Origin of the sequence: Nitratidesulfovibrio sp. D1, from assembly GCF_051133415.1 — a bacterium.
Taxonomy (GTDB): Bacteria; Desulfobacterota; Desulfovibrionia; order Desulfovibrionales; family Desulfovibrionaceae; genus Cupidesulfovibrio.
Map to the genome: position 1 here is coordinate 216,611 of NZ_JBPGNZ010000001.1, position 21,890 is coordinate 238,500.

Sequence of the window (21,890 nt, forward strand, 5' to 3'; positions counted from 1 at the left end):
CTGATATCGGAAGAATGACTTCTCGGTTCGTTGTTCCGGCCGGGCGCGCACCCTCGCGCGCCGCCTTCTCTGCCGCTAGCGGCGGCCCATGGCGCGCACGTAGGTGAGCGCGGCGGTACGGTACACAAGGTGGCCGAGCTTCGACCACGGCAGGTAGGCGAACAGCATCCACACCGCCACAAGGTGCAGGTAGTACATGCTGTACGCGACCGGAGCGATGCCCGCGAGGCGGAGCAGTTCGCAGAGCACGCCGGTGACGGCCACAACCCAGATGACGCCCAGCAGGTACCAGTCGTAGTAGCTCGAACCGGTCTTCATGGGGTCCAGGGCCCTGCGGCGCACCGTGAGCACGGCGAGGCCGATCAGCAGCATCACCGCGCCGATGTTCGCCAGGATCTTGACCGGGAAGGTCAGGGGCATGGGCGTGTGGATCTCGATGGCCGGAATCACCTTGCCGCCCCAGTGCCCCACGGCCACCACGCCCGTGACGATGGCCAGGATGATGAAGGCGTACATGAGGGTCATGTGCCCCACCTTGCGGTCGGACTTGTCCGCGCCGCAATCCTTGAACTTGGAGTGGGTCACCACTTCCTCGAGGATCACGTCGATGAGGTGCAGCGTCCAGTGCTTGGTCTTGCCGAGCATCATGGTGCGCCCCTCGGGCTGGAACGAAGCGAGAAGGTTCTTGGTCCCCTTCCACAGGATGCCCACCGCCGTGAAGAAGGTGAGGATGAAGATGGGGTCGATGGTGAAGTCGCCGGGGAACAGCTTGCCGTACACGATTTCGCCTTCGGGGAAGACGGAACCGTTCACGCCGGCCATGATCATCCACACCACCGCCCACAGGATGGCGGGAATGGCGATGAGGATGGGCAGATACTGGGGCGAGGACAGCCACTTGCCCACGATGGAGGGCTGGGTGAGCCGCGCGTAGGTCATGTTGCGCAGGGCGGCCAGCAGGTCGCCGGGCTTGGCGCCGCGGGGACACAGGTCGGAGCAGGTGCCGCAGTTGTGGCACAGCCAGATGTCCACGTCGGTCAGCAGCTTGTCCTTCAGGCCCCACGAGGCCCAGACCATCTCCTTGCGGGGATAGGGGTTGTTCGTGGGGGAGATGGGGCAGGCCACGCTGCAGGTGGCGCACTGGTAGCACTTCTTGAGCGATTCGCCACCGACTGCCTGCAGTTCTTTGACGAACTCAAGATCGGGTTGAATCCTGACGGGTTGAGCCATGTTCCATCTCCTCCTAGTACCCCTTGAACGGGTTCGGACCCTTCTCAAGGATCATGTTCATGAAGTCCTCGATCACGCCGGGGAGCTTGTCGTACTCGTCAATGGCGACTTCGTACTGCTCCACGCGGTCCGGTTCCACGCCAAGGCGGTTCAGCGTCTCGGCAATGTTCTCCTTGCGGCGCTTGCAGATTTCCGACCCCTTGACGAAGTGGCACTGGTAGTCGTCGCCGTACTTGCAGCCCAGCATCATCACGCCGTCGATGCCCTTGGACATGGCGTCGGCAACCCAGATGGCGTTGACCGAGCCAAGGCAGCGCACGGGAATGACGCGCACGTACGGGCTCCAGTGCTTGCCGCGCAACGCGGCCATGTCCAGCGCGGGGTAGGCGTCGTTCTCGCAGGCCAGGATGACCACGCGGGGGCCGCCCTTCTTCATGTCCGGAGGCACGTTGATCTCGCGGATCATGGAGCCGATCTGGTCGATGTTGTAGTTGGCGAAGGAGATGACGCGCTCGGGGCAGGCGCCCATGCACGTGCCGCAGCGGCGGCAGCGGGCCGGGTTCGGCTTCGGCGTGCCCTTTTCATCGTCGTCCAGCGCGCCGAAGGGACATTCCTCGGTGCAGCGCTTGCACTGGGTGCAGCGGACGAAGTTGAACAGCGGGTACGACAGGTCGCCCGAGCGGGGATGCACCGAAACGCCCCGGTTGGAGGACTCGATGCACTGGATGGCCTTCATGGTGGCGCCCACGGCGTCTTCCTCGGCCGCGTCCAGCATCATGGGCTGGCGCACGCAGCCGGCGGCGTAGACGCCCGTGCGGCGGGTCTCGTAGGGGAAGCAGATATAGTTCGAGTCGGCATAGCCCTCGAACAGTTCCAGGTCCGGGAAGGCCGGGCCCTGGCGGTAGTCGAAGTTGACGATGGGGTCCTTGGCCGTGGCCGGCACGATGCCGGTGGGCAGCACCACCATGTCCACGTTGATCTCGATGTCGTCGCCGATCAGGGTGTTGTCGCACAGCACGTTCAGGCTGCCGTCGGCGGCCTGGGTGACGGAGCGGATGTCCGCCTTGGACATCATGACGCCCAGGCGGTCCTGCGCGGCCTTGTAGAACCGCTCGTGGATGCCCTGCACCACCATGCTGTCGTACAGGATGAACGCCTGCGCGCCGTCGAAGGCGTCGCACACGTAGCCGGCCTGCTTCAGGGCGACAACGCTGCTGATGGCGTTGGAGATGGGCAGGTGGCGCACGCTTTCGTGGTCCTTGACCACCGGGGCGGCGGCTTCGCCTTCCGCCGGGGCGGGCGCTTCGGCCGGGGCCTCGGGCGCGCACAGTTCGGCGTAGGGGTCGGCCGGTTCGGCCAGGGCGGTGTTCAGGATGAAGGCCACGCGGCGGGCCTTGACGCCCCCGTTCTTGGCCATCTTCTCGAACTCGGCGGCGGTGACCACGTTCTGCAGGCTGCCGTAGCCGAAGGGCTCGAGCACCTTGGTGTCCTGCGGCTGCCAGCCGGTGGCCAGCACCACGGCGCCCACCTTCACTTCCTGTTCGCCGGAAGCAAGGGCGATGGTGGCGGTGAAGTCGCCGGGCTGGCCGGACAGCTTGGCCAGCGTGGCCTTGGTGTACACGGTGATGTTTTCGTCACCCTGCACGGCGGCGATCTTCTTTTCGATGCCGGTCTCGTGCACGTCGGTGTACGGGTGGACGAGCGGCACGGTCTTCAGCAGGCCCAGGGCGCGGCCGCCCAGGACTTCGTCCTTTTCCACCAGCACCACTTCGTGCCCGGCCAGCGAGCCGTTGACGGCCGCGGTAAGGCCGGTCCAGCCGCCGCCCAGCACCAGGATGCGGCGCACGCCCTCGGAGGGCGAACCGTCGGGCGCGGTGGTCTTCTGCAGGCGGACGACGCCCATGTTCACGTAGTCGGTAACCAGCAGTTCAAGCAGTTCGGGGGCCGCTTCGGGGTCGGCCAGCGAGCCGTCGGGGTTCTTGTAGCTCATCACGCCCTGCTCGCGCAGGTTCACGCGGTCGACGAGCACATTCTCGAACTCGTAGAGGTCCCAGTCCACGCGGGGGGAAGCCCCGCACAGCAGCACGCCGTCCAGCTCTTCTTCCTCGATGTCGGCAGCGATCTCGTCGCGCGCCTTCTTGTCGGCAAGGACGGGAAAGACCTTGCAGACCGGCGTGAGATCGCCCCATTTGCCGCCCACGGTGTCGGCAAGGGACTCAAGGTCGAGACCGCCGCCGATGCTCGACTGGTCGAAATAGACGCCAATTTTGGTGGCCATTCTGTATTACCTCCCTCTCACCGTTTGAATCGCCTTCAGGGCGGCGCTGGTGCCGGACTGGGCGGTGCGCATCACGTCGAGCGGCTTCTGGGCGCACCCGGCGGCAAAGATGCCCTTTTCCTCGCCGCCGACGATGAAGCCTTCCTCGTCGACGGGCACGTCGAAGGGCAGCTTCTGGCCGGCAAGGCTGGGCTGCATGCCGGTGGCCAGCACGACGAGGTCGTAGCGGTGCTTGCGCTTTTCGCCCTTCACCGCGTCTTCCACCTCGACGATGACGTCGCCGGTGGCGGCGTCTTCCTCGACGCCCGCGACCTTGCCCTTGACCAGGGCGATCTTTTCGTCCGCCTTCACCTTGCGCAGGAACTTGTCATAGCGGCCGGGGGTGCGCAGGTCGATGTAGTACACCGTCACTTCCGCGTCGGGGTACTGCTCGCGCACGTACAGGGCCTGCTTGAGGGAGGCCATGCAGCAGATGTAGGAACAGTAGTTCAGATGGTTCTGGTCACGCGAGCCCGCACACTGCACGAAGGCGACCTTCCTGGGGGCCTTGCCGTCGGAGGGGCGCTTGATCTGCCCGGCGGTGGGGCCGCTGGCCGAGGCCAGGCGCTCCAGCTGCATGTTGGACACGCAGTTGGCGAACTTACCCGCGCCCAGGTTGGAAAGCTTCGTCACGTCGTACGGCTTCCACCCGGTGGCGACCACGATGCTGCCCACATTCAGCTCGATGTCGCGGGGGGCTTCGTTCATGTCGCAGAAGGCGCTCTTGCCGACCTTCAGCTCGTCGGCGCGGGAAAGCGCGGCCTTGTCGAGCACGAAGCGGCTGGGGAAGGCGAAGGGCACGCTCATGTACAGCGGCTTGCGTTTGGCGAGGCCCAGTTCGAACTCGTTGTCGACGTCGCTTTCAAGGGAGGAGGCGAGCAGGGAAAGATCGGCGCTGCTCGGCACGGTGCCGCGCGGCTCGATGTGCACCTTGACGGTGTAGTTGCCGGCGTCGCCGGACACGGCGGTCACTTCCGCCTGGGTGAAGAACTTGATGCGGGGGTTCTTCTTGATGCGCTGGAACTGGATTTCCAGGCCGCAGGAGGGAGGGCAAAGCTTGGGGAAATACTTGTTCAGCTGCGCAACCCGCCCGCCAAGAAATGGTGTTTTCTCGACGATGTACACTTCATAGCCGACTTCCGCGGCTTCAATGGCGGCCGTAAGTCCGCTGAAACCGCCTCCGACGACGAGTATGGAGTTCGACATTCTCGCTATCCTCCCTACAGTTTATCGGGCCTTCGTCAAAACGGCCTAAGCCCAGACAATAAGGCATGCTTACTGCCCCGGCTTAGGCCGTCCGGGTGAAAGGAGAAAGGGGCGGCTGCGGCTTGCCGCAACCGCCCCTGAAGCTCACCTATTCGGTGGGAATGATCTGGTAGTAGGGCTTCTTGAAGATCTTCGTTTCACCCTTCTTCGCATCATGCTTGGAGTTCACGAAGCACTTCCACTTGGAGTCGTCGAGGCCCATGAAGTCGGCACGGTAGTAGAAGCCGGGGTAACGGGACTCTTCACGGAAGCGGATGTGCTGCATGTGCAGGCGCACGGTCCACAGACGGTGGTAGTTTTCCCAGCAGCGCAGCAGTTCGTGCAGGTCGCGAGCGGCCAGCTTGAGGGAGTCTTCTTCCAGCATGTCCATGAGCGCGAAGCCGGTGTCCAGCGCCGCAGCGGAGGTGGTGTAGTAGGTACCGCAACCACCGCCGTATTCGTCGGTGCACTTCACGAGGCGCATCATGAAGTTCTTGGGGCTGATGTAGGTCGGGTTCACCACCGGATCGGTGGAGGCGTCCTTGCCGGCCAGGTAGTTGAAGTAAGGACGGTAGATGAGCTGCTTCAGCTCTTCGGCCGTTTCCTTGATGGCGGGCTTGAAGTCCTTGTGGTCGATGCACCAGCGGACCATCTGCTTGCCGCAGATACGGCCTTCGGCGTGCGAACCGGAGGAGAACTTGTGGCCGGAAGCGCCCACGCCGTCGGCGCAGGTCCACAGGCCCATGACGGTGGTCATGCGGTTGTAGACCTTGCCGTTGTCCGCGCGCACCTTGTAGTCTTCGGGCACCCAGGGCTCGTCCGGACCGGAAACCCAGATGCCGCAGCAGCCGGAGTGCGAGCCGAGCAGGTAGGGTTCGGTGGGCATGATTTCCGAGCCGCGTTCTTCGGGCTGGATGTTCATGCAGGCCCACAGGTTGGCCTGACCCACGCACATGTCGAGGAAGTCTTCCCAAGCTTCGGACTCGAGGTGCTTCTGCTGTTCGGGGGTCATGGTGGCGAAGGTGTTCTGCAGGGCGGTCTTGGTGTCCATGTAGATGGGACCGCGACCTTCGCGCATTTCGCGAAGCATCATGTGGTTACGCAGGCAGGTCGGGATGACGTGACCCTTGGCGTAGCCGCGATCTTCGTAGGGCTTCAGCATCGCGCGGTTGGTGGCGCAGTAGTCTTCACCCTTGTAGTTGGTGGCCTTGGCCTTGAACAGCAGGAACCACGCGCCGACCGGGCCGTAACCGTCCTTGAAGCGGGCGGGCACGAAGCGGTTTTCCATCATGGTCATTTCGGCGCCGACCTGGGCACACATGGTGTAGGTCGAACCGGCGTTCCACACGGGGTACCAGGCGCGGCCCATGCCTTCACCGGTGGAGCGGGGCTTGTACACGTTCACCGCGCCGCCGCAGGCAACCATCATCGCGTTGGCGCGGAAGATGTGCACTTCGTTGGCGCGCAGGTTGAAGCCCACGGCGCCGGCGATGCGGTTTTCGGTGTTGGCGTCGAGCAGCAGCTTCACGATGAAGATACGTTCCATGATGCGGGCTTCGCCAAGGGCGTTCTTGGCCGCTTCGGCCACGATGCACTTGTACGATTCGCCGTTGATCATGATCTGCCAGCGGCCGGAGCGCACGGGCTCGTCGCCGTTGCGCAGCGACTTGCCGGCGGCCTTGGCCTGGCCACCGTCGAGGTTGTGGCCGTGTTCGTCCTTGATCCAGCAGGGCAGGCCCCACTCTTCGAACAGGTGCACGGAGTCGTCGACGTGACGGCCAAGGTCGAAGATGAGGTCTTCGCGCACGAGGCCCATCAGGTCGGTGCGGACCATGCGCACGTAGTCGTCGGCGGAGTTCTTGCCGAGGTACGTGTTGATGGCCGACAGGCCCTGCGCCACGGCGCCGGAGCGCTCGAGGGTGGCCTTGTCCAGCAGCATGATCTTCAGGTCGGGAGCGTACTTGTCGGCCCAGCGAACGACTTCGAACGCGGTGCCGCAGGCGCCCATACCACCGCCGACGATGAGAATGTCGACGTCATGTTCCTTCACGATGGGATCGGCGATGGCCACACCCTTCGGCTGTTCCTTAACGGGAATCATCGGCATAGCTAAATCTCCTTATCGCAATGACTTGCGGTGGGTTCCGGACTAGCGGTTGCCGCCTTCGCAACCGGTTTCATACCAGCACTGGCTCAGATCGGCGTCGCTGATCGCGGCCTTCTCGCCCAGGGCGACCTTGGGAGCGATGAGGGCGGTCTCGGTGAACAGCAGTTCGTTTTCGAGGTCGCCAGCTTCGGGCTTGCCGTCGAAGGGCTTGATGGAGCCTTCAGGGGTGGTACGAATGGGGAACTTGAAGCGCTTCACATTCCCGTTGCGGAACTTGACGGTCCACATGATGGAGTCGGCCGAGCGCATGGGGATGCAGGTGCCGCCCATGGGCGCGAAGTCGGCGTAGGGGCGGGCCGTGATGGCGCCCTGGGGGCAGATCTTCACGCAGGAGTAGCATTCCCAGCAGGCTTCGGGCTCCTGGTTGTAGGCCTTCATGGCCTCGGGGTCGAGGATCATGAGGTCGTTGGGGCAGATGTACATGCAAGCGGTCTTTTCGCCACCCTTGCAGCCGTCACACTTGGACGGGTCAACATAAGTCGGCATACCTTATCCTCCAACTCAGCGAATTAAGGGGTTATACCTTGTCAGCCTCAACCCATGCGGATCCCACCATCATGTCGATGGAGGCTGAAAAAGCAGGTTCGGGAGCCTGCCTTTTCGGACTGCATCGCCGCCTGGCGGCCTAATCGTGTTGCTTGTGACCGATTTAACAATGTGGCCCGATAGTGTCAAGCAACTTGTTCAAACCCTTCACAAGGATACGCCATCGCACTGTTTTTTCGGGATTTATTCGGCTTTTTCACCACGTTGCCGCCACCCGTGGGGGCCGGGCCCGCCGCACTGCCCCTTGCGGTGTATCGTGAAGCAGGCAGAGTTTCAAGACCGTCCGCCGCCGATTCCCGGCCTTTTATCCATTTTTTCACGAAAGACCGTTCGGAACGGGTTTCCCGCGATGGAGGATCGAACCGATTCCGGACCGGAATTCCCGGCTATGACTGTTCAAACAAGCAGTTACATGGCGCCGCGACACCAGAGGGACGAGTTTGTGACGGTATGCGCATGCCGCCAAAATGTCACGCGGGCGCGGCCCGCCGCCGCAAGGTGCTGGCGGGGTGAGCCCGTACCTTCTGTGCAACCATATGGAATAACAGGCAGCGCTGCCGCCACCGCATCCCGGCCGAGCATGTGCGCCCTGTCTCAAGCAGGTGACGCCGCGCGCGCGGCCACGGCCGCCGCTGCCCCGGGGGCATCCCCGGGCCTTGCCACTTGCCGAAGAACACGTTTCGGGCTAGGTGGTACGCCACATCACCATCCCAACACAGGTTCCCCCATGCACGACACCAACGATTCCCCGTCCGGCCATCCGGAACGGGATGCCGCGTCCCAGCCGGAGCGCTTCGAACAGCCTGAACGGTCCGAGCGGTCCGCCCGTCCCGACAGGCCCACCCGCCCGCCCCGCCCCGGCCAGGGCCGCCCCTCTTCCGGCCAGTCACTGGTCGAGACCATCATGGAACTCGACCGGGACATCATCCGTCTGCTGGCCAAGCGCGCCCGCCTCTTCCAGAAGGTGCGCGGCAGCCGCCGTCCCGGCGTGTCCTCCGCCCCCGCGCGCGACACCGTGGCCGAAAAGCAGCTGCGCGAGGCGTGGGAAAGCGCCGCCGCGCGCGTCAGCCGCGACCCGCGCTTCGTGCGCCAGTTGTTCGCCCTGCTGCAGGAAGTGGAAATCCAGGAGCGCAGCCCCGAAGGCGAGGTGCGCCCCAGCTTCAACCTGGCCCCGCCGCGCCGCCCGGTCTCCATCAATATATATGGACCGCTGGCCGCCCGCCCCACCCGGCTGTGGGTGGCGCTGGCCGCCGCCGCCGGTGCCGAGGCCGTCCTCGGAGACGGCGGGGGGGGCGACGGGGGCGGGGCCATGCTGGGCGACCACCTGATCGACGCCGTGAAGGCGCTGAACCAGGCAGGCGCGCACCTGTCGTGGGAAGGCGACGCCACCGTGCGCAGCAAGGGCGGCGACGCCCTGGACTTCACCGACAAGGTCATCTACGCGGGCGACGATTCCCTGAATTTCCACCTGCTGGCCGCGCTGTCCCTTGGAGCCGTCGGCAAGGTCAAGTTCACCGGCGGCCCGGCCCTGAAGATGACCGACACCACCCCCCTGCGCCAGTTCCTGCCGCAGCTCGGCGCGCGCCTGGCCCCCGTGGTCCCCAAGTCGTCCGGCCTGCCGGTGCGTCTGGAATGTTCCGGCGTGCTGCCCGACGAGGCGCGCATCCCGGCCGAACTGCCCGCCGACGCGCTGACCGCGCTGCTGCTGGCCGCCCCGTTCTGGAACGCCGCCATCACCCTGCACTGTGCCGACCACCCGGACGCCGCCTCCTGCATCGCCGAGGTGCTGCCCCTGCTCAGGGCCTGCAAGGCCGACGTGACCACGCTGGGCGAAACCGGCGAGGCCGCCCTGTCGGTGCGCATCGCCCCCACGACCAGGCTGCGCGTGCCCAAGGCCCCGGCCATGGGCATCGATCCGCTGGTGGCCGCCGTGATGCTGGCCATGCCCGCCTTCACCGGCGGCGAGGCCCGGCTTTCCGGCACCTGGGATGCCGCGCAGCCTCACGCCGCTCAGGTGCTGGACCTGCTGCGCGCCTCGGGCCTCGTGGTCACCGCCGACGCCAAGGGCGTGGCCGCCAGGCCCGCCATGAAGCCCTCGGTGCAGGCCGCGCCCGCGCCCACCGCCCCGCTGGACGCCTCCGCCCTGCCCCTCGACTACGCCCCGCTGGCGCTGGCCCTGGCCGCCGCCACGGCCCGCGCGGCCAAGGTGGACGTGGTGCCCGCGCCGCTCCTGCCCGAAGGGGTGGACGAAGTGACGGCCGAGAGCTTTGCCGGACAACTGGGCTTCGCCCTGGCTACCGAGGCGGGCCAGCCGGTGCTGCGCGCCGTGGTGCCCGCCGGTTCCAGGGCCCCGGCCAATGGTTCACCCTGGGCCAGCCCCACGGCGGCCTGGACGTTCGGCCTGGCGCTGGGCGCGCTGCTGCGCCCCGGCCTGCACCTGTCCAACCCCGGCAACGTGACCGAACTGATGCCGGGCTTCTGGGCGCTGTACAACGGCCTGCCCTCGCCCGAAAACGCCCCGCGCAAGCCCAAGGAGCAGAAGGATGACGGCGCCAAGCCCGCTCGACGACGCATCATTGCCGAATAGCATCCCCGAGTTGGAGGCCCAGATGGCCCTGCTCGAGGAGGAACGCCGCGCCTGCGAGGCCACCGTGCGCCGCCTGAGCGAGTCCGAGCGCCCCGGCGAGGGCATCTTCTTCGCGCAGGAAATCCACGAGGCGCGCCAGCGCAAGCTGCAACTGGAAGTGCAGAAGGAGTTGCGGCGGGTGCGCATCAACCGCCTGCGTCTGGACGCCAATTCCATGTTCTAGTTCATGACCCGCCGGGGGAGGTAACGCACCGCGCGTCGCCTCCCCCGCGCCGTTCGCGGTCCGCCGCCAGCTTCGCGCCGGACCGCCCGCAGCACCGATCAACCGCCGAGGTCACAGCATGTCGCTCATCTCCCAGCAGATTTCCGGGTACCTTGAACGCTCGTCGTGGATCCGCAAGATGTTCGAGGCGGGCATCGCCCTCAAGCAGCAGTACGGCGATGAGGCCGTGTGCGACTTCAGCCTGGGCAACCCCGACCTGCCCGCCCCGCCCGCCGTGGCCCAGGCCCTGCGCGAACTGGCCGACCACGCGGGCGAGCCCTTCGCCTTCGGCTACATGCCCAACGGCGGCTATCCGTGGGCGCGGGCGAAGCTGGCCGCGCATCTTTCGCGGGAGCAGGGCGTGGACCTGACCACCGACGACGTGGTGCTCACCTGCGGCGCGGCGGGCGGGCTGAACGCCTTCCTGCGCGCGGTGCTGGAGCCCGGCGACGATGTGCTGGCCGTGTCCCCGTTCTTCGTGGAGTACGGCTTCTACGTGGCCAACCACGGCGGCGTCTTCCGCACCGTGGGCTCGAAGCCCGACACCTTCGCGCTGGACGTGGCCGCCATCGAGGCCGCCATCGGCCCCAAGACGCGCGCGCTCATCGTCAACTCGCCCAACAACCCCACCGGGGTCATCTACAACCGGGCGGAGCTGACCGAACTGGCGGCGGCGCTGGGCCGTGCATCGGCAAGGCACGGGCGGCCCATCTTCCTGATCTCGGACGAGCCGTACCGCTTCCTGTCCTACGACGGCGACGAGGTGCCCTCGCTGCTGCCCCTGTACCCGCACGCGGTGGTGGTCAGCTCGTTCTCCAAGAATCTTTCGCTGGCGGGGGAACGGCTGGGCTACATCGCCCTGTCCCCGCTGATGGAAGGCCGGGGCACGCTGACGGCCGCGCTGCTGCTGACCAACCGCATCCTCGGTTTCGTGAACCCGCCCGCCGTGGGCCAGCACCTGATGGCAAAGGCGCTGGGCTCGCAGGTGGACGCAGGCATCTACGCCCGACGCCGCGACCTCATGGCGCGCATCCTGCGCGACGCGGGGTATGAATTCCAGATGCCCGCCGGGGCGTTCTACTTCTTCCCCAAGGCGCCGGGCGGCGACGACGTGAAGTTCGTCAACCGGCTGATGGAAGAGAAGGTGCTGGCCGTGCCCGGTTCCGGCTTCGGCGGGCCGGGGCATTTCCGGCTGACCTTCTGCGTGGGCGAGGATGTGATCGCGCGGTCGGAGGAAGGGTTCAGGCGGGCCATCAAAGGCTGACGTGGGTACATTCGGAACAAGAGCAAGAAAGGAGAGGCCGTGCCCTGCTGGGTGCGGCCTCCACATATTTCCGGCGGGCGGGAATGAGGTCGTGCGCAGTTGCACCCGGCCCGTCCCCTCCCTTCCCACCACCCCCATCCTTGACTTCCCCCCCAAACCCATGTACCGAACCTCCTCTTACGATATTCGCCGGACGGGGTATTCATGTTCGACAGTCTCTCGGACAGGCTGACAGGAGTTTTCCGGAAATTCAGCGGCACGGGCCGCCTCGACGAAGCCAACATCCAGGATGGCCTTCGCGAGGTGCGTCTGGCGCTGCTGGAAGCCGACGTCAACTTCAAGGTCGTCCGCGACTTCATCGAGCGCGTGCGCGAGCGCTGCCTCGGCCAGGACGTGCTGAAAAGCCTCACCCCTGCCCAGCAGGTGGTGAAGATCGTCCACGACGAACTGGTCGAACTGCTCGGTGGCGGCGCCACCCAGCTCGACCTGCGCGGCAAACAGCCCTACGTCATCATGATGGTGGGTCTGCAAGGCTCGGGCAAGACGACCTCGTCGGCCAAGCTCGCCAACCTGCTGCGCAAGCAGAAGATGCGTCCGTACCTGGCGCCCGCCGACGTGTACCGCCCGGCGGCCATCGACCAGTTGCACACGCTGGCCAAGCAGCTCGACATCCCGGCCTACCCCTCGGCCACCGGCATGAACCCGGTGGACATCGCGGCGGCCGCCGTGGAAGACGCGCGCGAAAAGCAGTGCAACGTGGTCATCGTGGACACTGCGGGCCGCCTGCACATCGACGAAACCCTGATGCAGGAGCTGGTCTCCATCAAGGGCCGCGTCGAACCGCAAGAAATTTTGTTCGTGGCCGACGCCATGACCGGCCAGGACGCGGTGACGGTTGCCGAAGCGTTCAACGCCGCGCTGGACATTTCCGGCGTGGTGCTCACCAAGATGGACGGCGACGCCCGCGGCGGCGCGGCCCTGTCCATCCGCTCGGTCACCGGCAAGCCGGTGAAGTTCGTGGGCATGGGCGAGAAGCTCTCGGACATCGAGGTCTTCCACCCCGACCGCGTGGCGGGCCGCATTCTCGGCATGGGCGACATGATGACGCTCATCGAGAAGGCGCAGTCCACCATCAAGGCCGAAGAGGCCGAGGAACTGGGCCGCAAGTTCCAGAAAGCGGAGTTCGACCTGGAGGACTTCCGCACCCAGATGCGCCGGCTGAAGAAGCTGGGCTCGCTGGAAGGCCTTCTGAAGCTGATTCCCGGCATGGGCGCGCTGCGCGAAAAGCTGGGCGAGATGAACGTGCCGGAAAAGGAGATGGGCCGGGTAGAGGCCATCATCAGCTCCATGACCATGCAGGAACGCCGCAACCCCAAGGTGCTGAACGGCAGCCGCCGCCAGCGCATCGCCAGGGGGTCCGGCACCACCGTGCAGGACGTGAATCAGCTGATCAAGAATTTCGAGCAGATGCGCGACATGATGAAAAAGGTCATGGGCGGGGGCAAGCCCGCGCAGGCCGGAAAGATGCCGCGCATGCCCAGGCTGCCCGGAATGGGTGGCATGGGCGGACTTGGAGCAATGGGAGGAATGGGGGGCCTTGGCGGGCTCGGCGGCATGCCGGGAATGCCGGGCATGCCCGGCGCGGGTGACGGCGAAGCCGCGCCCGGCGGTCCCAACCCCATGTCCAAGACCGCGCTCAAGAAAAAGAAGCAGCTGCGCAAGCAGCAACGCAACAAGAGCAAGAAGCGCTGAGGACGAAAAGCTGCCGGGTGGGAATTCTCGCCCACTTGCGCTTTTCCCGAGATACCATACTATACACAGACTAGTTGGAGACCAAGCCATGTCCGTGAAGCTGAGACTCGCCCGCATGGGCAACAAGAAGCGTGCCTTCTACCGGATCGTCGCCGTCAACAGCGCCGCGCGCCGCGACGGCCGTCCGCTGGAATTCCTGGGCTTCTACAACCCCATGGTGAACCCTGCCGAAGTGAAGATCGACGCCGCAAAGGTGCAGAAGTGGCTGGACCAGGGCGCCGAGCCCACCGACACCGTCCGCGCCCTGCTCAAGCAGCAGGCCGGGTAGTGCGGCGCCGGCTTGCCCGGCATCCCGTCGCGGAGGCGCCTCGCCGGAAGCTGTAATCCTGCGGAACATCCTGTGGAGGTGGCCATGCTGAAGGAACTGGTCGAATACATCGCGAAATCCCTCGTCGACAAGCCGGAAGACGTGCATGTGACGGAGGTCGAGGGCGAACAGACGTCCGTTCTCGAACTGAAGGTAGCGAAGGAAGACCTCGGCAAGGTCATCGGCAAGCAGGGCCGCACGGCGCGCGCCATGCGCACCATTCTGGGCGCGGCTTCCACCAAGGCGCGCAAGCGTTCCGTGCTCGAAATCCTCGAGTAGCCGGCGCTCCTCCCTCCCGGTACGCCACGGCGTGCCGTGGTGGGCACGGTGGGCCACGGTACGGGAACACGCGACAGCAGCCATTAAAACGACTAGCCCGGACGCGCAAGCCGAAGGGCTCTTGTCGCTTGGGCGGCCGGGCACGCGCACGGCGGGCCGAAACCTGCGGCCCTTTCCCGACGACCTACGGCCATCACCCTCAATCCATGCACCGGGCGCACATGAGCGACGACTCCTTCATCGAAATCGGCCTCGTCGGCAGGCCGCACGGCCTGCGCGGCGAAGTGGGCGTGGACTTCTGGGCCGATTCGCCCGACCTGTTGCGCGGCGCCCTGTGGCTGCGCCCCGGACGCGGCGCGCCCCGCGCCATGACGGTGGCGGCGGTGCGGCGGCATCAGGGCCGCCCGCTGGTGCTGTTCGAGGGCATCGCCGACCGCAGCGCGGCGGAAACCCTGCGCGGCATGCGCGTGCTGGTGCCCAGGGACCGCCTGCCGGAACTGGACGAGGACGAGGTGTACCTGCACGAACTGCTGGGCCTGCGCGTGCTGCTGCACGACACGGGCAAGGCGCTGGGCACCCTCGACGACGTGCAGATGCCCGGCGGGCAGGAGGTGTGGTCCATCCGCACCGCCGACGGCAAGGAAGTGCTGCTCCCCGCCGTGGACGAGTTCGTGGCGTCCATCGACCTCGACGCGCGCGAGGTGCGCATCACCCCGCCGCCGGGGCTCATCGAACTGTACCTGGAGACGCCGGACAAGTCCGCCGACCGCACATCCGGTGCCGATGACGCCGGGCGGGACGAAGCCGGGGAACCGGCAGGGACCGGGAAACAGACAGGAACGGGCGGCGCATAGCGCCAGGCAGCCGCCATGCACTTCACCCTCGTCACCCTGTTCCCGGAATTCTTCGACTCGCCCCTGTCCGCCGGGCTCATGGCCAAGGCGCGCGAGTCGGGCACCGTGGACTTTTCCTTCCGCAACCCGCGCGACGCCGCCACCGACCGTCACCGCACCGTGGACGACCGCCCCTATGGCGGCGGCCCCGGCATGGTCATGCTGCCCGAACCGCTGGCCGTCACCTTGCGGGACATGCAGGCACAGGCCCCCCTTGGCCGCATCCTGATGATGGCCCCGCGCGGCCGCCGCTTCACCCAGCGGATGGCCCGCGAACTGGCCCGCGAAGAGCGCGTGACCATCCTGTGTGGCCGCTACGAGGGGTTCGACGCGCGCATCGAGGAATTGTTCGACATCGAGCCGGTGTGCGTGGGCGACTTCGTGCTCAACGGCGGCGAGGCGGCGGCGCTGAACGTCATCGAGGCCGTGGCGCGCCTCGTCCCCGGCTTCATGGGCAAGGAGGAGTCGGGCGAGGACGAGAGCTTTTCCGACGGGTTGCTGGAATACCCCCACTACACCCGGCCGGAGGTGTTCGAAGGGCTGCCCGTGCCCGAAGTGCTGCGTTCCGGCGACCACGGCCGCATCGCCGCGTGGCGGCGCGAGCAGTCGCTGGCGGCCACCCTGCGCCTGCGCCCGGAACTTTTGCCCGAGGCTCCGCTGACCGAAACCGACATGGCCTTCCTGCGGCGCGAGGCCGCCGAAACCGTGGAACGGCCCGGCCGCAACCTGCATTGCGCGCTGGTGCACTACCCGGTGCTGAACAAGGAAAAAAAATCGGTGGCCGTGTCTTTGACAAACCTCGACATTCACGATATAGGTCGCTGTTCCTGCACGTATGGTCTCGGCGGGTATTACATCGTGACCCCCATCGAAGATCAGCGGCGGCTGCTCGACGGCATCCTCCGGCACTGGACGGAGGGGCCGGGCCTGGCGGCGAACCCCGACCGGGGCGAGGCGCTGGGGCTGGTGCGCGGCGCAGATACGGTACAGGAAGCGGTGGACGACATCACCCGCCGCACGGGCCAGCGCCCCCTGGTGATCACCACCAGCGCGCGCGGCGCGGGCGACACGACCTTCGGTCAGGTGCGGTCCGTCCTCGCGGAACGTCCGGTGCTGCTGCTGTTCGGCACCGGGCACGGCCTCTCGCCGCACCTCGCGGCGGCGTGCGACGGCACCCTGCGGCCCGTCCGGTGGATGGACGGGTACAACCACCTTTCGGTGCGCACCGCCGCCGCCATCATCATGGACAGGATTCTCGGCGACTGCTATTAGGCGAAACCGGCGAGACCACGATAGCGAAAAACTCCGGTCCAAGGGAGACACGATCATGAATATCATCAAGAAAATCGAAGGCGAACACCTGCGCTTCGACCTGCCCCAGTTCAAGTCCGGCGACACCGTGAAGGTGCACCTGCGCATCGTGGAAGGCGAAAAGGAACGCATCCAGGTGTTCCAGGGCAACGTCATCCGCATCCACCGCGGCACCACCGGCGGCACCTTCACCGTGCGCAAGGTGTCCGACGGCGTGGGCGTGGAACGCGTGTTCCCCCTGCACTCTCCCTTCATCGACCACGTCGAGCTGGTGACCGAAGGCCGCGTGCGCCGCAGCCGCCTGTACTACCTGCGCGAACTCAAGGGCAAGGCCGCCCGCATCAAGCCCAAGAACCGCTTCTAGGCCAGACTGCTTCATGCAAGGGGGGTCCGGCACGCCGGTCCCCCCTTTTTTCGTTGGCGCGCCCCCGTCCCCCTGCTCCAAGGCCGGTCACGCTCCGCATTCCGTTTCGGCCCGCTCCACCTGTCCCCCCACCCGCAGGAGGCCGCATGTCACCGCCCGCCCGCCGCGCCAGCGCACCCCGCGCGCGTTCCGCGCACGGCGCGCCCGGCATGCGCCAGGGGCTGCTGGCGGACATGGCCCCCGCCCACCCCGCCACGCCGTATATCGGGCCGGCAACGCCATACATCGGTATAGACGAGGCCGGACGCGGCTGCCTTGCCGGGCCGGTGGTGGCCGCCGCCGTCATCCTGCCCCCCCACGCCGACGCGGCCGCCCTGGCCGCCCTGCTGCCCGGCCTTGCCGGGCTGACCGATTCCAAGAAGCTCACCGCCGCCAGGCGCGAAGCCCTGGCCCCGCGCATCCGCCAGCACGCCGTGGCCTGGGGCCTGGGCGTGGTCTGGCCGCGCGACATCGAGCGCATCAACATATTGCAGGCCACCTTCCACGCCATGTGGCGGGCCGTGCGCGCCCTGCGCCCCGGCCATGCGGGCCGGGACGGCTCAAGCCCGTACGGCTTCGATCCGGCGGTCCTGCCCCCCCTGTCCGGTATCCCCTTGATCATCGACGGCGACAAGACCATCCCGGACGCCGTGTTCGCGGGGCAGCCGCCCTGCCCGGCCCGCGCCGCGCCCGACGCCGCCGTCTGCCCCGCGCCCGCGCAGCGCGCCGTGGTGGGGGGCGATGCGCTGGTCCCGGCCGTGTCCGCCGCGTCCATCCTGGCCAAGACCTTCCGCGACCGGCTCATGACCGCCCTGGACCGCCGCCACCCCGGCTACGGCCTTGCCGTGCACAAGGGTTACGGCACGGCGGAGCACATGGCGGCCATCGCCGAACGGGGCCCCTGCCCGCAACACCGGGCCACCTTTCGCGGGGTGCGGCCGGATGCCCCGCAGACCCAGGGGTCGCTGCTGTGAGCCCGCGCCGCGCCACTCCCCCGGCCACGCCATCCGCCACCGCCACCATTGGGGCGCGGGGCGAAGAGGCGGCGGCCCGGCTGCTGGCAAAACGCGGCCTGCGGGTGCTGGCCCGCAACTGGCGGCACGGCGGCCTTGAACTGGACATCGTCTGCGACGACCGGGGCACGCTGGTCTTCGTGGAAGTGAAGACCCGCGCCGCCAGCGGCCCCGCCCGGCCCGACGAAGCGCTGACCCCGGCCAAGCGCGGCAAGCTGGTGCGCGCCGCCCGGCAGTATCTGGCCGCCCACGACGCCTGGGACCGGCCGTGCCGTTTCGACCTCGTGTGCGTGGTGCACGACGGGGCAACCCTGACGCTGGAGCACTACCCCCATGCCTTCGACCTCACCGCGTCTCTGGGTGGTGGCGACGCCGCTTGGCAACCCTGGTGACCTGTCGCCCCGCGCCCGCGAAGTGCTGACCCAGGCCGCGCTGGTGCTGGCCGAGGACACCCGGCGCGCCGGGCAGTTGTTCGCCCGTTGCGGCATGTCCGCCCAGCGGTTCATGAGCTTTCACGACCACAACGAGGAAGAACGCCTGCCGCGCATCCTCGACGAGTTGCGGGCCGGTGCGCACGTCGCGCTCATCTCCGACGCGGGCATGCCGCTCATGGCCGACCCCGGCTTCCGGCTGGTGCGCGCCTGCCGGGCCGAAGGCATCGACGTTTCGGTGCTGCCCGGCCCCTCGGCCCCGGTCACGGCGCTGGCGGGCAGCGGCATCGCGCCGCAGCCGTTCACCTTCCTGGGCTTTCCGCCGCGCAAGCGGTCCGACGTGGAAAGGCTGTTCGCGGAATACGCCGCCGTGCGCACCACCCTGGTGTTTTTCGAACGCAAGGACAGGCTGGCCGATACGCTGGACGCCGCCCATGCCGTGCTGGGCCCGCGCGAGTGCTGCATCGCGCGGGAATTGACCAAGCCCCACGAGGAGTTTATCCTTCTACGGTTGGAAAACAGGGCGCAGCTGACCCGTGAATTGCTTGGAGAAATCACGGTAGTCATCGGTCCTCCGGAATCCGTGACCGCCACCCCGCGCGCGGACGTGCTGGCCCTGCTGGCGGACGAGGCCAGGGCCGCCCCCGGCGAAAAGCCGCGCGAACTGGCCCGCCGGGTGCACGAGGCCACCCGTGGCTGGACGGTGAAGGACATCTACAAGCTGTTGCAGGACAACCGCTAGGAACCGTTCCCCGGCGAACGCGCCCCCGGCCCGGAATCCGGCCGAACCCGCAACGCGACAACACGACAACGGCCTTGCCACGGTGCCCCATGCCCACGCCCGCCCCCTCCATGCCCGACGCCAAGACCCTGCTGCTGTGCTTTCTGCGGTCGTATCTCGTGGGCGCGGCGTTCAACACGCGGGGGCACCAGAACATCGGCATCGTGTTCGCCATGGAGCCGGGGCTGGCCGCCATCTACCCCGACCCGCGCGCCCGGCGCGAGGCGCGCAAGCGCTACCTGCGCCACTTCAACACCCACCCGTTCTGGGCGCCGCTGCTGGTGGGCACCTTCCTGTCGCTGGAGGCGCGCATCGCGCGCGGAACCTTTCCCGCAGAGGTGTTGCGCAGCCTCAAGGACACCACCGTGTACACCCTGTCGGCCATCGGCGATTCGGTGTTCGGCGGCAGCATGCTGGTATTCTGGTCGCTGACCACCTGCGCGCTGGTGGTTTCGGGCAACAACGGCGCGGCGTTCCTGTGGAGCCTGATGCTGTTCGTCTCGTTGCAGGTGTTCAAGCTGTTCACCTTTGCGGCGGGCCTGCGCGAGGGGCTCAAGGTGCTGCAACGGCTGAAGCAGTGGGACCTCATCAACTGGGGCGAAAAACTGAAGCTGTGCAACGCCGTGGTGCTGGCGGGGCTGCTGTGGCTGATCTGGCCGCACCACCAGCACGCCACGCGCTGGACGCTGTCCGCGCTGCTGCTCATGCTGGCCTCGTGGCTGATCGGCCGCTTTCATGTTTCGCGCATCTTTCTGGCCGCCTGCGCCACCGCCGCGGCCTTCGCCCTGCCCTGGGCCGACGACTGGATGCCCATGCCCTGGGGCTTCTAGGAGCTGTTTCCAAATTGTCCTTTCGTTCGTTGACAAGGAAAACAAGCCTGATTTGGAAACAGCCCCTGGCAACATTTCTGGACGCCGCCCGCACCACGAACCTTACGACTCCATAGCCGACAGGATACACGACGTGCAGGAACCCATAGAAGAGACGCAGGAAGGACTTACCGTGACGGTGTGCGTGGTCAACGACCAGGGCCTGCACGCCAGACCGGCCGCCCGCCTGGCCCAGGAAGCGCAGAAATTCGGCTCGGAACTCTTTCTTGCCATGGATGGCATGGAGGTGGACGCCAAAAGCATTCTGGACATCCTCTCCCTGGCCGCCGCCAAGGGCACGCGCCTTACCCTGCGCGGCGTGGGCGCCGACGCGCGCCACGCCCTGGAACACCTTTCCGCCTTGTTCAGCAACCGCTTTCGCGAGGAGTAGCCGGTGGCGCGCGAAATTCTGCAGGGCATAGCCGTTTCGGCGGGCGTTTCCATCGGCAAGGCGTTCTTCACCAACCGCCGCCGCAGAAGCGTCTCGTTCGAGATCATCCCGCCCGGCGCGGCGGATTCGGAGGTGGCCCGCCTGGAGCAGGCCGCCGCCGACGTGCGCGAGGACCTTGCCCGCGCCCGCGACAACGTGCCCGCCGAACTGCGCGACCACGCCGCGATCATCAATTCGCACATGATGATCTGCCAGGATCCCAAGCTGATCCGCGCCGCCTCGCAACGCATCCGCGACCACCACATCTGCGCCGAATGGGCCCTGGACCAGGCGGTGGACGCCATCGCCGCCGCGTTCTCGGCCATCGAGGACCCGTACATCCGTGAGCGCGTGCAGGACGTGCGCGCCGTGGCGGAACGCATCCAGGCCCGTCTGGTGGGCCGCCACGCGGAGCCGTTGCGCACCCCGGACGAGCGCATCGTGCTCATGGCCCACGACCTGACCCCGGCCGACGCCATGGGTCTGCCCACGGTCAAGATCATGTCCTTCGCCACGGCGGAAGGGGGCAAGACCTCGCACACCGGCATCCTGGCGCGCAGCCTGCAAATTCCCGCCGTGGTCGGCGTCTCGTCGCTGGAGGAATCCGTGGCCGACGGCGACCTGGTCATCGTGGACGCCCTGCGCGGCCTCATCCTGGTGGACCCGGACGAGGCGGAACTGGCCGACTACACCGACCTCAAGTACCAGTTCGAGAACTACCAGAAGTCCATCCGCCGCCAGTCCACCCTGCCCGCGGAAACCCTGGACGGCTACCGCATCGACGTGCAGGCCAACATCGAACTGGTGGAGGAAGTGCCCCAGGTGCTGGACGGCGGGGGCGACGGCGTGGGCCTGTACCGCACCGAATACGCCTTCCTGAACCGCCGCACCCCGCCCACGGAAGAAGAGCTGTACGAAGAGTACGCCCAACTGGCCAGCCTGCTTTCCCCCCGTCGGGTGGTGTTCCGCACGTTGGACGTGGGCGCGGACAAGATGCTGGCCGAGCAGAGCCAGTTGCAGGAGCCCAACCCCGCCCTCGGCCTGCGCGCCATCCGCTTCTGCCTGCGTCATCAGGAGGTGTTCCGGCGGCAGTTGCGGGCCATCCTGCGGGCCAGCGCGCACGGCAGCGCGTCGCTGCTGTTCCCCATGATCTCGGGGCTGCACGAGTTGCGGCAGGCCAAGCACATCCTGAACGAGGTGCGCGCCGAACTGGACGCGGCAGGCCAGCCCTACGACCCGGACATGCCCGTGGGCATCATGGTGGAACTGCCCTCCGCCGTGCTGATTTCCGAGGCGCTGGCGCAGGAAGTGGACTTCTTCAGCATCGGCACCAACGACCTGATCCAGTATTCGCTGGGCATCGACCGGGGCAACAAGCACGTCTCCTATCTGTACCAGCCGCTGCACCCGGCCATCGTGCGGTCCATCAAGTACGTGGTGGATTCGGCCCACCGCATGGGCATATCCGTGTGCGTGTGCGGCGAGGTGGCGTCCGACCCGTACTGCCTGCCCATCCTGCTGGGCATGCAGATCGACGCCATATCCATCGCCCCGCAGGCCATACCGGGCATCAAGCACATTCTGCGGCGCACCAACATGGAAGAGTGCAAGGAACTGTTGCGCGACGTGCTGAGCGCGTCCACCGTCTCGACCATCAACCGCATGGTGAAGGAGACGATCTACAACAGGTTCCCGGAAGAATTGACCTTCTTCTCGTCCATGCTGGACCAGGACGATTAGGGG

Annotated in this window: 20 protein-coding genes; 15 read left to right on the forward strand and 5 right to left on the reverse strand. The window is 66.9% G+C overall.

From position 1 onward, the window contains the following. Positions 1-75 precede the first annotated feature (75 nt). The 5 genes from qmoC to aprB all read right to left on the reverse strand — a co-directional run bounded on the left by qmoC (position 76) and on the right by aprB (position 7,445). Entirely contained in the window at positions 76-1,230 is a 1,155-nt protein-coding gene (gene qmoC, locus ACR4XJ_RS00910; RefSeq protein WP_434753440.1) for a quinone-interacting membrane-bound oxidoreductase complex subunit QmoC, read from the reverse strand. Positions 1,231-1,243: 13 nt separating this feature from the next. Beyond that, positions 1,244-3,508, reverse strand: coding sequence for a hydrogenase iron-sulfur subunit (locus ACR4XJ_RS00915; protein ID WP_434753441.1), 2,265 nt, complete (start codon positions 3,506-3,508; stop codon positions 1,244-1,246). 6 nt (positions 3,509-3,514) lie between these two features. Continuing rightward, entirely contained in the window at positions 3,515-4,753 is a 1,239-nt protein-coding gene (locus ACR4XJ_RS00920; protein ID WP_434753442.1) for a CoB--CoM heterodisulfide reductase iron-sulfur subunit A family protein, read from the reverse strand. A gap of 148 nt (positions 4,754-4,901) precedes the next feature. Then, the gene (gene aprA, locus ACR4XJ_RS00925; RefSeq protein ID WP_434753443.1) at positions 4,902-6,899 is read right to left on the reverse strand and encodes an adenylyl-sulfate reductase subunit alpha; all 1,998 of its coding nucleotides are present in this window, start codon (positions 6,897-6,899) and stop codon (positions 4,902-4,904) included. Between the two features lie 42 nt (positions 6,900-6,941). Then, complete coding sequence (aprB, locus tag ACR4XJ_RS00930) at positions 6,942-7,445, reverse strand: adenylyl-sulfate reductase subunit beta (protein WP_333504870.1); 504 nt, start codon at positions 7,443-7,445, stop codon at positions 6,942-6,944. A 787-nt stretch (positions 7,446-8,232) separates the two neighbouring features. On the opposite strand from aprB, the gene ACR4XJ_RS00935 reads away from it, so the two are divergent. The 15 genes from ACR4XJ_RS00935 to ptsP all read left to right on the forward strand — a co-directional run bounded on the left by ACR4XJ_RS00935 (position 8,233) and on the right by ptsP (position 21,887). Next, complete coding sequence (locus ACR4XJ_RS00935) at positions 8,233-10,092, forward strand: chorismate mutase (RefSeq protein WP_434753444.1); 1,860 nt, start codon at positions 8,233-8,235, stop codon at positions 10,090-10,092. A gap of 22 nt (positions 10,093-10,114) precedes the next feature. Then, a complete protein-coding gene (locus ACR4XJ_RS00940) occupies positions 10,115-10,315 on the forward strand; it encodes a hypothetical protein (RefSeq protein ID WP_434753445.1) in 201 nt (66 codons plus the stop codon). Positions 10,316-10,433: 118 nt separating this feature from the next. Beyond that, positions 10,434-11,618, forward strand: coding sequence for a pyridoxal phosphate-dependent aminotransferase (locus ACR4XJ_RS00945; protein WP_434753446.1), 1,185 nt, complete (start codon positions 10,434-10,436; stop codon positions 11,616-11,618). A 204-nt stretch (positions 11,619-11,822) separates the two neighbouring features. Then, positions 11,823-13,370, forward strand: a complete 1,548-nt coding sequence (ffh, locus tag ACR4XJ_RS00950) for a signal recognition particle protein (RefSeq protein WP_434753447.1) — start codon at positions 11,823-11,825, stop codon at positions 13,368-13,370. An 88-nt stretch (positions 13,371-13,458) separates the two neighbouring features. Further along, entirely contained in the window at positions 13,459-13,698 is a 240-nt protein-coding gene (gene rpsP / locus ACR4XJ_RS00955) for a 30S ribosomal protein S16 (protein WP_434753448.1), read from the forward strand. Positions 13,699-13,782: 84 nt separating this feature from the next. Beyond that, a complete protein-coding gene (locus ACR4XJ_RS00960) occupies positions 13,783-14,016 on the forward strand; it encodes a KH domain-containing protein (RefSeq protein WP_333504876.1) in 234 nt (77 codons plus the stop codon). Between the two features lie 221 nt (positions 14,017-14,237). After that, on the forward strand, positions 14,238-14,870 hold the full coding sequence (gene rimM, locus ACR4XJ_RS00965; RefSeq protein WP_434753449.1) for a ribosome maturation factor RimM: 633 nt from the start codon (positions 14,238-14,240) through the stop codon (positions 14,868-14,870). Between the two features lie 15 nt (positions 14,871-14,885). Further along, positions 14,886-16,181 (forward strand): tRNA (guanosine(37)-N1)-methyltransferase TrmD, encoded by a 1,296-nt coding sequence (gene trmD, locus ACR4XJ_RS00970; protein ID WP_434753450.1) that lies wholly within the window; start codon positions 14,886-14,888, stop codon positions 16,179-16,181. A gap of 55 nt (positions 16,182-16,236) precedes the next feature. Next, the gene (rplS, locus tag ACR4XJ_RS00975) at positions 16,237-16,584 is read left to right on the forward strand and encodes a 50S ribosomal protein L19 (RefSeq protein ID WP_333504879.1); all 348 of its coding nucleotides are present in this window, start codon (positions 16,237-16,239) and stop codon (positions 16,582-16,584) included. 233 nt (positions 16,585-16,817) lie between these two features. Further along, positions 16,818-17,597 carry a ribonuclease HII gene (locus tag ACR4XJ_RS00980; protein ID WP_434753841.1) on the forward strand — a complete coding sequence of 260 codons (780 nt, stop codon included), beginning with the start codon at positions 16,818-16,820 and terminating at the stop codon, positions 17,595-17,597. Further along, on the forward strand, positions 17,594-18,028 hold the full coding sequence (locus tag ACR4XJ_RS00985) for a YraN family protein (RefSeq protein ID WP_434753451.1): 435 nt from the start codon (positions 17,594-17,596) through the stop codon (positions 18,026-18,028). Before ACR4XJ_RS00980 ends, ACR4XJ_RS00985 begins: the two co-directional genes overlap by 4 nt. Next, positions 17,970-18,809: a 16S rRNA (cytidine(1402)-2'-O)-methyltransferase gene (rsmI, locus tag ACR4XJ_RS00990; protein ID WP_434753452.1), complete on the forward strand. Its 840-nt coding sequence runs from the start codon at positions 17,970-17,972 to the stop codon at positions 18,807-18,809. Before ACR4XJ_RS00985 ends, rsmI begins: the two co-directional genes overlap by 59 nt. Positions 18,810-18,898: 89 nt before the next feature. After that, positions 18,899-19,678 carry a PTS system mannose/fructose/sorbose family transporter subunit IID gene (locus tag ACR4XJ_RS00995; RefSeq protein WP_434753453.1) on the forward strand — a complete coding sequence of 260 codons (780 nt, stop codon included), beginning with the start codon at positions 18,899-18,901 and terminating at the stop codon, positions 19,676-19,678. 133 nt (positions 19,679-19,811) lie between these two features. After that, positions 19,812-20,108, forward strand: a complete 297-nt coding sequence (locus ACR4XJ_RS01000) for an HPr family phosphocarrier protein (protein WP_434753454.1) — start codon at positions 19,812-19,814, stop codon at positions 20,106-20,108. Between the two features lie 3 nt (positions 20,109-20,111). Beyond that, on the forward strand, positions 20,112-21,887 hold the full coding sequence (ptsP, locus tag ACR4XJ_RS01005) for a phosphoenolpyruvate--protein phosphotransferase (protein ID WP_434753455.1): 1,776 nt from the start codon (positions 20,112-20,114) through the stop codon (positions 21,885-21,887). Positions 21,888-21,890 lie beyond the last annotated feature (3 nt).